Consider the following 11,378-nt stretch of genomic DNA (forward strand, 5'->3'; position numbering starts at 1 on the left):
CTGGGCGATGACGGCGCTGGTGCGCTGGTCGGTGTTCGCGCTCGTCACCGGCCGCACGCCGCGCCTGGACCTGGGCATGCGGGACTACTTCGCCATCGCCGACCGGGATGACCTGTCCTACGGCGAGAAGCTCGCCGCGTACCGCAAGCTCGCCGACGACTACTTCGAGACCGACCGCTACCTCGACTTCTGCGAGAGCCGGATGAGCCACCTCGGGGAGGTGGTGCTGGAGTGGGTCGACGGCCCGGACTTCGACGACCTGCTCGTCGAGACCGTCCGCAGCACCTACCCGCCGCACGAGCACGACCGGTTCGTCGCGCACTTCCGCGGGCTCGTGGGCCTGTGGGTGGCCGACCAGAAGGCGCTCACCCGGCCCGCGTAGCGCGGGGGAGCGCCACCACGGGCGGACGGCGCCCGCGCCGACCCCGAACCTCGTCGACCGGCCGCGTGTGGCGCACGCGATCGCTGCGTGGACGCCGATACCCGCTGCAGCGGCCGGCCCACGTCGTCACCGACCTGCTGGGGCTGGAGCCGGAGGCCCCGTCGACCACGAGGGCTGAACCCCGCGCGCCGCCGTGCCACCGACCGGCTCAGGGCCGCGGGGGATCGCGTGCGCCATCCGGTGTATCTGGCGGGCGGCAACCGCCTCCTCCTCGGGTGGAGAGGCCCGATTCCCGGGGCACGGCGGTACGAGGAGCCCGCTCATGACCACAGCGTCGACACCCGCGGCATCCACCCTGGTGGGCCTCGCCCCCGGACCGCTGGCCGGACGCCGGTTCGGGCTCGCGGACGGGTTCCTCCTCGTCGGCCGGGGCCCCGGGGCGGACGTCGGGCTGGCCGACCGGCACGTGAGCCGCAGGCACGCCGCGCCCACCGTCGCCGGCGGTCAGGTGGTGGTCGAGGACCTGGGTTCGTCCGGGGGCACGTTCGTCAACGGCCGACCGGTGCACGGGTGGCGCGAACTCCACCCGGGCGACGTCGTCGAGTTCGCCGTGGTCCGCATGCGCTACGAGGGCGGCGGTCCGGGCGGTGGTCCAGGCGCAGGACCGGTGGGCGGCGGGGTGCGCTACGACATCGACCGCCAGCTGGGCGAGGCCATCATCAACGTCGGCGGCAACTACTACCACCAGCAGCGCGACGGCCTGCTCCGCGAGATCGCGGCCGCCCGCACCCGGGGGCGGCGGCTGATCGGCGTCGGCGCCGTCCTCTTCCTCGCCGGGGCCGCGGTGTTCGCGGCCGCGGTGATCGGCTTCATGTCGCAGATCGTGGACGGTCTGAACGGCGGCGCCGTGGGGCCATCGACGAACCCCTTCGGCCCGCCCGTGTTCGGCGTCCCGGCCGGCCTGCTCGGATGGGCGCTCGCCGCGATCGGCGTCGTCGTGACCGTGATCGGCATCGTCCAGCACGTGGTGGCGACGGCGCGCCGGCGCCGCGTGCACCGGTCGTTGCCCCTGTGATGGACGGCGCTGTGGTCGAGGGCGCTGTGGTCGAGGGCGCTGTGACCGGCGAACCCACCCGCTTCGAGGAGACCCGATGACGTTCCACATCGGCAGCCGGCACGCCAATCAGATCAACAACGTGGCCGGCGACATGCACCTGTCCGGCGGCCAGCACGGCTACGTCGGCGACCCGGAGGTCGGGCGGCAGATCTCCCGGCACCTGCGGCGTTCGGTCGAGCGGGCGGGCCTGGACGGGCGGAGCGCCGTGGCCGCCCGGGCCGAGGTCGACGAGATCGATGCCGGGCTCGCGGCCGGGCGTCCCGACCGGTCGCGGATCGCCGGCGCGCTCGAGCGGCTGACCCGGCTGCTGTCGGCCACCGGCGCGCTCGCGGCGGCCGGCGCGGCTCTCGTCGAGCCGCTGCAGGCGTTGGCCGGCTGGCTCGGCGAGCTCGGCGCCCCCGTGCTCCAGCTGCTCGTCTGATCCGCGGCGCCGCTCAGCCCGCGTAGAGCCGCAGGTCGGAGGCGAACCGCTCGGTCATCTCGATCACCCGCTGCAGCTCGTGGTGGCGCACGACGACCCAGCCGTCGGAGATCAACATGGCGCGCCAGTCGCGGCGCGGGGCGCCGATCGGGAGCAGGTCGACGAGCACGATGTCGTCGCCGTAGGCGGCGCGCAGCGCGTCGAGGCCCTCGACGCGGGTGATGCGGCCGCTGCCCCGGGCGCGCTTGAAGATCGAGCCCGCGTTGTAGCGGTGGTGCAGCGGGGTGCGCAGGTGGCCGTGCAGCACGGCCTCGGCCCAGGCCACGTAGAGGTCGCCGTCGGTGGCGTAGTTCATGAGGTCGACGACCCGGGCGCCGGGGGGCCGCGCGGCGATCTCGCCGAACACCGCCTCGCCGGAGGCGGTGCGGTACCACTCCATGTGCGTGAAGCCGGTGCGGAACCCGAGCGCGGCGAGCACCCGGACACCCATCTGTCGCCCCGGCTGGAGGTCGGGTACGTCGAGGTCGCGCAGGGCGATCGAGACCGGGCTGATCCACTCGTGGAGCTTCATCTGCAGCGGCCGCGGCCGGTACCACATGACGTTCTCGAACAGGACCCGCCCGTCGGCGCAGACGGTGTCGAACGTGAGCTCCTCGCCGTCGACGAACTCCTCGACGCTGACCTCCGGGACGTGCCGCAGCAGCGGCAGGACCTCGGCGAGCTCGGCGGAGGAGTCGACGCGGTAGGTGTCGGCGGAGCCCGCGCCCGCGATCGGCTTGACGATGATCGGGTAGCCGATCCGCTCGGCGGCTTCCCACACGCCCGCCACGGTCGTGGCGCTCGCGTGGCGCGGGGTGCGGATGCCGGCCGCGTCGAGCACCTGCTTCATCCGCTCCTTGTCGCGGAACGGCAGCGTCTGCGCCGTCCCCATGCCGGGCAGCCCGAACGCCTCCCTGACCCGCGCTGCGAGCAGCATGTACGGCTCCCACAGGCACTCGACCCGATCGAGGTGCACGTGCCGGGCGAGCCCGTGCAGCGCGGTGAGCACCGCGCCCTCGTCGGCGAGGGGGACGTGCTCGTAGTGCGCGAGGGCGTCGCGGGCCGGGGCGGGCAGGTCGGAGGGCGGCTGGTCGCCGACCCCGATCACCCGCGCTCCCGCCGAGGCGAGCGCGTGCGTGAAGTAGGCCATCTCGGCCGGGAAACCGGGGGAGAGCATCACGACGGTGCCGCTCATTGGGCCTCCACCAGCTCGACCCGGATGCCCTCGACGATCTGCCGGAGCGCGTCGCGCACCACGTCGGTCTCCGGGTGGCGGACGATCACGTACCCCTCGCCCTCGTAGCCCGTCGACGCGGGGGTGCCCGGCTCGGGCAGGTGGGCCTCCACGACGAGGTGGCCGATCCGGCGCTGCAGCTCGTCCACCCCGTGCACGGCGCGGACCCGGCCCCGGCCCTGCCCGCGCAGGTAGGCGGTGCCCACCGCGTAGCGGCGCTCCGGCGGGTCGAACCCGCCGAGGATCACGAGCCGGGTCCACAGCCGGTGGAAGTCCACCTCGTGGGCGTAGCCGATCATCGACGAGATCTGCGCCCCCGGCGGCCGGGCGCCCACCTCGGACACCGCCACCGACCCGTCGGGGCGGCGGAACCACTCCATGTGGGTCAGCGCGTCGCGCACCCCGAGCGCGCGCAGCGCGGCCGGGCCGACGTCGGCGATCCCGGCGTAGCGCGGGTCGTCCAGCTCGCGCGGCAGCACCACCGTCCACTGGATCCACGGGTTGCGCAGCACCTCCAGCGGCGGCGGCACGTAGTCGGAGATCGAGGCCCACACGGTGCGCCCGCCGATCGTGACGCTGTCGAAGGTGTGCTCGTCCCCGACGAGGAACTCCTCGAGCAGGCCCGGCGTGTCGTGGTCCAGTGGCGTGGCGGCGAGCCAGCTGCGCAGCGCGGCGTCGTCGTCGAGCCGGTACGTCGCCTGCGCCCCCGCGCCCGCGGGCGGCTTCGCGACCAGCGGGAACCCGATCGCGTCGGCGAACGCGAGCGCCTCGGCGGGGTCGGTGACGAGCTGGTGGCGGGCGCACGGCACGCCCGCGGCGCGCAGCACCTGCTTCATGCGGGACTTGTCGCGCACGTTGTAGGCCGTCTCGACGTCCATGCCGGGGATGCCGAGGGCCTCCCGGGCGTACGCGAGCGGCACCTGCAGCTGTTCGAGCGCCCCGACCAGCCGCTCCACCGGCCCGATCTGGGCGGTGAGCCCTCGCGTGGCGGCGATGATCTGGCCCGGGTCGAGCGGGTCGTCGATCCGCCAGTGGCCCGCGGCGTGCCGGGCGATCTCCGGCGGGACGTGCTCGGCGGGCACGGTGGTGATCACGCCGAGGCGGACGTCGGGCAGTTGCGCCGCGGCGGCGACGAAGCGCACGGTGGCCGGCAGGAGGAAGGGCGCGACGAAGGCAGCGACGGCCATCCTGGGACGTTACCCTCCTCGGGGTGAACGTGGTCTTCGTCGAGCCGGCGTTCCCGCCGACGCAGCGGCACTTCGCGCGCGCGTTGGCCGAGGTGGGGGCCACGGTGATCGGCGTGGGGGAGCGCCACGTCGACGAGCTCGACGAGGAGCTCAAAGGCTTCCTGGCCCACTACCACCAGGTGCCGACGGTGGTGGACGCCGGCGTGCTCACCGATGCGGTCCGGTGGATCCAGGACAAGGTGTGGGTGGACCGGCTCGAGGCGACGATCGAGGCGCACACGCTCGCCGCCGCGCAGGCGCGGGAGAACTGCACGATCCCCGGCACGTCGGTGCGCACGGCGTGGCTGTGCCGCGACAAGCCGTCGATGAAGGAGGCGCTGCGCGCCGCCGGGGTGCCGACGGCCGCCTCCGCCGCCGCCACCGGCGCCGCCGCGGTGCACGAGTTCGTCGACGCCGTCGGCTACCCGATCGTGCTCAAGCCGCGCACCGGCGCGGGCGCGCTCGACACCACCCGCGTGGACGACCGCGCCGGGCTGGAGGTGGCGCTCGCCCGGTTCGGCGGGCAGGGGGTCGAGTCGATCGCGGTCGAGGAGTTCGTGGAGGGCCACGAGGGCTTCTACGACACGGTGTCGGTCGACGGCGCCGCCGAGCTGGAGTTCGTGTCGCACTACTACCCGAACGTCCTGGAGGCGATGCGCACCCGGTGGATCTCCCCGCAGTTCGTCTCGACCAACCGGGTCGACTCCGCGGGCGACTACCAGGAGCTGCGCGAGATGGGCGCCCGGGTGAACGCCGCGCTGGGGATCGGCATGAGCGCCACCCACATGGAGTGGTTCTTCGGGCCGAAGGGTCTGCGGTTCTCCGAGATCGGCTGCCGCCCGCCCGGCGTGGGCGCGTGGGACCTCTACTCGGCGGGCAACGACATCGACGTCTACCGGGAGTGGGCCAACGCGGTGGTCCACGGGCACGTCGCGGCCCGGCCGTCGCGCCGGTTCGCCACCGGGATCGTCGCGTTGCGACCCGACCGCGACGGGCAGATCACCGGGTACTCGGGCGTCGAGGAGGCGCAGCAGCGCATGGGGGAGTGGGTGATCGACGCCCACCTGCCGCCGCCCGGCACGCCCACGCAGCCGATCGAGGCGGGGTACTGGGCCAACGCCTACGTGCGCATGCGCCACCCCGACTACGACGTCCTGCGCGAGATGCTCGACGACGTCGGGCGCACCGTCCACGTGCACGCTGCATGAGGGCGTTCGTGCTCGGGCCGCAGCGGCGGCCCACCCTCGACGCCGTGGTCCGCGGGCTGGACCTCACCGGCCCGATCGCCACGGTCACCGCGGGCTGGCTGGAGCGCGAACCCGACGACGCCGAGCTCGACGCGCTCGTCGGCGGGCGCGGCGCGAACCTGCGCCTGTACGCCCGCTGGCTCGACGTGCAGGCGAACGACCCCGAGTACGCGGCGGCCGAGCAGGAGCACCGGGCCGCGCTGCGCGAGCTGCAGGAGCTGTACCTGGTGCAGCTGGACGGCACGCTGCGCGCCCTGCACGAGGTCGACCGCTACGGCGGCAGCAGGCCCGAGATCCGTGACGCGGTGCGGGCCGACGCGCAGGCCGCCGTCCGGGTCGTCGACGAACGCCACCTCGCGCGGGTGCGGGAGGCGCGGCGCGCGTTCGAGGAGCGCTGGCGGCCCGGCGCGCGGCTCGCGGCCGCCGGGCATCGCGCCGAGGTGGGCCAGATCCTCTCCGCCGCGTCCGCGCTCGTCGTCGCCGGCGGGCACGTCGGCGTGCTGCTGCACGTGCTGCGGCTGTTCGACGTGGCCGCCGCGCGCGTGGTGATCGCGTGGTCGGCGGGGGCGATGGCGCTGACCGAGCGGGTGCTGTTGTTCCACGACCGCGCCCCGCACGGGCCCTCCCACGCCGAGTTCCTCGACGCGGGCCTGGGCTGGCTCACCGGGTGCGTGCTGCTGCCGCACGCGCGCAGGCGCCTGCGCACCGACGACGCACCGCGCCTGGCGGAGCTGGCCGCCCGCGCCGCACCGGCCCGCTGCGTGGTGCTCGACGACGGGGTGCGACTCGACCTCGGCGACGGCGGCGCCCTGCCGCCGGGCGCGCGCACCATCGGCACCGACGGCCGCATCGGCGAGCTCACATGAGCCGGCTCGCGATCAACCGGCTCAAGGAGCGCAAGCCGGACGCCGCCGCCGTCGACCGGTTCCTCGCCCGGCACGACGTCCCGATCGTCGAGGGCGACCGGTGCACGTTCCTGTGGCGGGGCGAGGCCGACGAGGTGTTCCTCGTGCAGCGGATCGTCGGGCTGCCCGAGCGGCTGCCGCTGCGCAGGCTGTGGGGCACCGACCTGTGGTACCTGGTGCTGGAGCTGCCCCCGGGCTCCCGCATCAACTACCAGGTCGAGGTCCGCAGGGGCGACCGCGTCGAACGCGGCAACGACCCGCTCAACCCGAAGGTGTCCTACAGCCCGGTCGGGACCTCGTCGGTGTGCTTCGCGCACGGCTACACCACCCCGGACTGGACCGAGCCCGACCCCGACGCGCGGCCCGGTGAGCTGACCGAGCTGGTGCTGCCCAGCCGGGCGCTGCGCCGCGACTGCCGGGTCACCGTGTACCTGCCCGCGCGGTTGCGCCGCACGGCCGCCTATCCGCTGCTCGTGGTGCACGACGGCGGTGACTTCCTGCAGTACGCCGCCGCGAAGACGGTGCTGGACAACCTGATCCACCGCCTCGACGTGGCCGAGACGGTGGTGGCGTTCGTCGACCCGGGCGACCGCCTGGCCGAGTACGCCGACTCGACGGCGCACGCCCGGTTCCTCACCCGCGAGCTGGTGCCGCGGCTGGAGGCCGACCTGCCCCTCGTCGCCCAGCGGTCCGGGCGGTGCCTGCTCGGCTCCAGCTTCGGCGCCGTCGCCTCGCTCGCCACCGCGTACCGGGCCCCGGACTTCTACGGCTCCCTGGTGCTGATGTCCGGGTCGTTCGTCTTCACCGACATCGGCGCCGCCGACCACGGCGGCGGCCCCGTCTTCGACCCGGTGGTGCGGTTCGTCAACCGCTACCGGCAGCGCCCCCGCCGCCTCGCCGACCGGCTCTTCGTCAGCTGCGGGGTGTACGAGCCGCTGATCACGGCCAACCGGTCGATCGTGCACACGTTCGAGTCGACGGGCATGGCGGTGCGCTTCGTCGAGACGCGCGACGGCCACGACTGGGAGAACTGGCGCGACACGCTGCGCGACGCGCTGGCCTGGGTCTACCCCGGCCCGCAGAAGCTCGTCTACGAGTGACGCTCCCAGGTGTGGACCGGCTCGTTGGTGTGCATGTTGTCGACGTAGCGGCGCAGCATCTCGTGCAGCGCCGCGGCGCGGTCCCCGCCGATCGCGTGCACGGTGTCGACCTGCCACGAGGCGCCGTTCGTGCCCTCGACGCAGCGGGCCTCGACGATGCCGAGCAGCCGGTCGCTCACCTGCGGGGCGACGCCCCACGCGTCGAGGCCCTCGCGCGCGAGCGGCAGGAGCCTGCGCAGCACCAGCTCGGCGGCGGGTACCGGGCCGAGGCCGGGCCAGTAGATCGAGGCGTCCAGGCCGTCGCGGGCGCCGCTGTGGAAGTTCTCCTCGGCCGCGGAGAACGACATCTGCGACCACACCGGTCGCTCGTGCTCGGCGAGGGTGCGCACGAGCCCGTAGTAGAACGCGGCGTTGGCCATCGCGTCGACGACGGTGGGCCCGGCCGGCAGCACCCGGTTCTCCACGCGCAGGTGCGGCCGGCCGTCGACCACGGCGTAGATCGGCCGGTTCCAGCGGTAGATCGTGCCGTTGTGCAGGCTGAGCTCGTCGAGCGTCGGCACCTCCCCCCGCTCGAGCTGCTCGATCGGGTCGGTGTCCTCGCAGATCGGCAGCAGCGCGGGGAAGTAGCGGGTGTTCTCCTCGAACAGGTCGAACACCGAGGTGATCCAGCGCTCCCCGAACCACACCCGGGGGCGGACACCCTGTTCCTTCAGCTCCTCGGGGCGGGTGTCGGTGGCCTGCTCGAACAGCGGGATGCGGGTCTCGCGCCACAGCTCGGTGCCGAACAGGTACGGCGAGTTCGCCGCGAGCGCGAGCTGCACCCCCGCGATCGCCTGCGCGGCGTTCCAGTACTGCGCGAATTGGGCGGGGCTCACCTGCAGGTGCAGCTGGAAGCTCGTGCAGGCGGCCTCGGGGGTGATCGAGTCGGTGTAGGTGCGCAGCTGCTCGACGCCCTGGATCGACAGCGCCATGTCCTCGCCCCGCGCGGCGAAGATCTGGTCGTTGAGCAGCTCGTAGCGCGGGTTGCGGCTCATCGACTCGATGCGGACGTGCCGCGGCATCAGCGTCGGGAGGATCCCGATCATGACCAGCCGGGCGCCGCCGGAGCGGGCGCGCTCGTCGGCGGCGTTGAGGCTGGCCCGCACCGTCTCCTCGAACGAGACGAGCCCGGTCCCGCCGATCTCGCGGGGCGGCACGTTGATCTCGATGTTGAACTGGCCCATCTCGGTCTGGAAGGCCTCGTCGGCGACGAGGCCCAGCACCTCTTCGTTGACGTTCGCCGGCTCGCCGCGCTCGTCGACGAGGTTGAGTTCGAGCTCCATCCCGGTGAGCGGCCGGTCGAAGTCGAACTGCGACTCCCGCAGCATCTGGGCGAGCGCGTCGAGGCACCGGCGCGTCTTGTCCCGGAACCGGTGGCGGTCCTCCCGGCTGAACACCATGTGCTCGACGTCGCGCCCCACCCGATGCTCCTCCGTCGTGGATACGGGGTTCCATCGTCGGCGCTTTCGGGGGCGGCCGTCCACCTCCGTCAACCCGGCGCGCCCGCCGTCGCCCCCTCGCGGCGGCGCCCGACGGGCCGCGGCGCCCGTACGCCGAGCACCAGCCCGGCCACGACCAGCGCCGTCCCCGCCCACACCCCGGCGCCCGGCACCGGGCCGCCCAGCAGCACGCCGACCGCCGCCGCGGCGACCGGAGCGACCCCGGTGAGCAGGCCGGCGAGCGCGGTGCCCAGTCGCCCGACCGCCGAGTACCACAGGATGAACGCGATCGCGGTGAGCACGACCGCGAGGTATGCGATCGCGGCCAGGTGCGGCCCGCGGAGCGTCGCCGCGGCGGCGGGGCCCTCCGCGACGAGCCCGAGCGCGCCGAGCTGGACCGTGGCGATCCAGCAGGTGTGCACCGACACCCCCCACGGGCCGTGCCGGCGCAGCACGGGCACCGCGAGCAGGGTGAACCCGACCTCGCAGGCCAGCACCAGCGCCGCGTACCCGAGCCCGGCGAGGTCGGTGCGGCCGCCGCTCTGCACGAGCGCGGCGCCGGCCGTCACGACGACCGCGGCCAGCACCGCGGCCGGGGCGGGCCGCCCGCCCTCCAGCAGCGGCCCGACCAGCGCGAGCACCACCGGCACGCAGGCCACGGCCACCCCGAGCGCGGCCGGCTCGGCGTGCTCCGAGCCGCGCACGAGCCCGACGTTGAACAGCACGAGCCCGAGCGCGGCGACGCCGCAGAGCCACAGCCACTCACCGCCGCGCGGCGCCCGGATCGGCACCCGGGCGGCGCGGGCCAGGGCGAGCAGCAGCAGGAAGGCCGCCGCGTAGCGGATCGCCTGGACGGTGAACAGGGGGGCGTCGGCCAGCACGCCGGACACGGCGACGCTCCCGCCCACGCTCGCCATGGCCGCGATGCCCATGGCGAGCCCGCCGGCGCGGCTCGCCGTGTGGATCGACGCCGTGTGGATCGACGCCGTGTGGTTCGTCATGGCCCCAGCTTGGGCGCCGAATGGACTCGATGAGAGGTCCATTGACGCCGAGCGCTGCAGGACCAATCCGCGGGGTGCACCGGGACCGCGACTCGCGCGTACTGGGACCGCGACTCGCGCGTACCGGGACCGCGACTCGCGTGCACCGAGAGCGCGACTCGCCGACACCCAGGGCGCGACTCGCCGACACCCAGGGCGCGACTCGCGGGTGGGGGGGTTACGTCGTGCCGAAGGTGAAGACCATCCGGGAGCGGTACTCCTCGCCCGGCCGCAGGACGGTGGACGGGTAGTCCGGGTGGTTCGGCGCGTCCGGGAAGCCCTGCGCCTCCAGGCAGAAGGCGTCGCTCTGGCGGGCCGTGCGGCCGTCCGCGAGCACGAGCGAGCCGTCGAGCATGTTGCCCGAGTAGAACTGCAACCCCGGCTGGTCGGTGCGCAGCTCGAGCACGCGCCCGGTGCGCGGCTCCACGACGCGGGCGGCGGCCCGCAGCTCGCCGGGTGCGCCGTCGACCACGTAGTTGTGGTCGTGGCCGTGCACCGCGACGAGCTGCGGGTGGGCGTCCCGGATCCGGGCGCCGAGCCGCGCCGGGGAGCGGAAGTCCAGCGGGGTGCCGTCCACCGGGACGGGCGGCCCGGTGGGCAGCGAGTTCTCGTCCACCGGCAGGTACTGCCCGGCGAACAGCTGGATCTCGTGGTCCTCGGCGCTGCCGCCGCCCGCGAGGTTCCAGTAGGTGTGGTTGGTCAGGTTGACCACGGTGGGCCGGTCGGTGGTGGCGGTGTGCTCGATGCGCAGCTCGTTGCCGTCGACGGTGTAGGTGACGGCCGCCTCGAGCGTGCCGGGGAAGCCGTTGTCGCCGTCCGGGCTGGTGTGGCGCAGCGTGACCGCCGACCCGTCGGCCCCGTCGGTGCGCCACTGGGCCGACTCGAACCCGCCCGGCCCGCCGTGCAGCGCGTTCTCGCCCTCGTTGGGCGGGATCCGGTACTCGACCCCGTCGAGGGTGAACCGCGCGCCCCCGATCCGGTTGGCGTAGCGGCCCACGCAGGCGCCGAGGTAGGCGGGGTCGCGCCGGTAGGCGTCGAGGTCGGCGAGGCCGAGCGCGACGTCGCCCCACGTCCCGTCCCGGTCCGGGGTGCGGACCGCGACGATCCGCGCCCCGTAGGTGATCACGCCGACCTCGAGCGCGTCGCTGCGCAGCCAGATGACGTCCATCCGCTCGTCCACCGCCCCCGT

At 74.4% G+C, this 11,378-nt stretch carries 11 protein-coding genes; 6 read left to right on the forward strand and 5 right to left on the reverse strand.

Translation table 11 applies throughout. The features are described 5' to 3' along the window. The 3 genes from VKZ81_RS33705 to VKZ81_RS33715 form a co-directional block, all read left to right on the forward strand. A partial coding sequence (locus VKZ81_RS33705; protein ID WP_324245810.1) for a hypothetical protein occupies positions 1-382 on the forward strand: 382 nt, incomplete at its 5' end. A 322-nt stretch (positions 383-704) separates the two neighbouring features. Beyond that, a complete protein-coding gene (locus VKZ81_RS33710; protein ID WP_324245811.1) occupies positions 705-1,457 on the forward strand; it encodes an FHA domain-containing protein in 753 nt (250 codons plus the stop codon). Positions 1,458-1,533: 76 nt separating this feature from the next. Beyond that, positions 1,534-1,920 (forward strand): hypothetical protein, encoded by a 387-nt coding sequence (locus VKZ81_RS33715; protein WP_324245812.1) that lies wholly within the window; start codon positions 1,534-1,536, stop codon positions 1,918-1,920. Positions 1,921-1,933: 13 nt separating this feature from the next. On the opposite strand, the gene VKZ81_RS33720 is transcribed toward VKZ81_RS33715, so the two are convergent. Together VKZ81_RS33720 and VKZ81_RS33725 are read right to left on the reverse strand one after the other, a co-directional pair. After that, positions 1,934-3,154 carry an ATP-grasp domain-containing protein gene (locus VKZ81_RS33720; RefSeq protein ID WP_324245813.1) on the reverse strand — a complete coding sequence of 407 codons (1,221 nt, stop codon included), beginning with the start codon at positions 3,152-3,154 and terminating at the stop codon, positions 1,934-1,936. Beyond that, entirely contained in the window at positions 3,151-4,380 is a 1,230-nt protein-coding gene (locus VKZ81_RS33725) for a hypothetical protein (protein ID WP_324245814.1), read from the reverse strand. The genes VKZ81_RS33720 and VKZ81_RS33725 overlap by 4 nt, the downstream gene beginning before the upstream one ends. Positions 4,381-4,403: 23 nt before the next feature. On the opposite strand from VKZ81_RS33725, the gene VKZ81_RS33730 reads away from it, so the two are divergent. The 3 genes from VKZ81_RS33730 to VKZ81_RS33740 are packed head-to-tail and all read left to right on the forward strand — an operon-like array spanning position 4,404 to position 7,671. Continuing rightward, complete coding sequence (locus VKZ81_RS33730) at positions 4,404-5,627, forward strand: ATP-grasp domain-containing protein (protein WP_324245815.1); 1,224 nt, start codon at positions 4,404-4,406, stop codon at positions 5,625-5,627. Then, positions 5,624-6,532, forward strand: coding sequence for a type 1 glutamine amidotransferase family protein (locus tag VKZ81_RS33735; protein ID WP_324245816.1), 909 nt, complete (start codon positions 5,624-5,626; stop codon positions 6,530-6,532). Before VKZ81_RS33730 ends, VKZ81_RS33735 begins: the two co-directional genes overlap by 4 nt. Beyond that, complete coding sequence (locus VKZ81_RS33740) at positions 6,529-7,671, forward strand: alpha/beta hydrolase-fold protein (protein WP_324245817.1); 1,143 nt, start codon at positions 6,529-6,531, stop codon at positions 7,669-7,671. Before VKZ81_RS33735 ends, VKZ81_RS33740 begins: the two co-directional genes overlap by 4 nt. On the opposite strand, the gene VKZ81_RS33745 is transcribed toward VKZ81_RS33740, so the two are convergent. The 3 genes from VKZ81_RS33745 to VKZ81_RS33755 form a co-directional block, all read right to left on the reverse strand. Further along, entirely contained in the window at positions 7,662-9,131 is a 1,470-nt protein-coding gene (locus tag VKZ81_RS33745; RefSeq protein WP_324245818.1) for a glutamate-cysteine ligase family protein, read from the reverse strand. The two genes, VKZ81_RS33740 and VKZ81_RS33745, sit on opposite strands and share 10 nt — an antisense overlap. 68 nt (positions 9,132-9,199) lie before the next feature. After that, positions 9,200-10,150 carry a DMT family transporter gene (locus VKZ81_RS33750; RefSeq protein ID WP_324245819.1) on the reverse strand — a complete coding sequence of 317 codons (951 nt, stop codon included), beginning with the start codon at positions 10,148-10,150 and terminating at the stop codon, positions 9,200-9,202. A gap of 217 nt (positions 10,151-10,367) precedes the next feature. Then, positions 10,368-11,369, reverse strand: coding sequence for an aldose epimerase family protein (locus VKZ81_RS33755; RefSeq protein WP_324245820.1), 1,002 nt, complete (start codon positions 11,367-11,369; stop codon positions 10,368-10,370). Between the last annotated feature and the right edge of the window lie 9 nt (positions 11,370-11,378).

It is taken from the genome of Pseudonocardia sp. (assembly GCF_035305885.1).
Taxonomy (GTDB): Bacteria; Actinomycetota; Actinomycetes; order Mycobacteriales; family Pseudonocardiaceae; genus Pseudonocardia.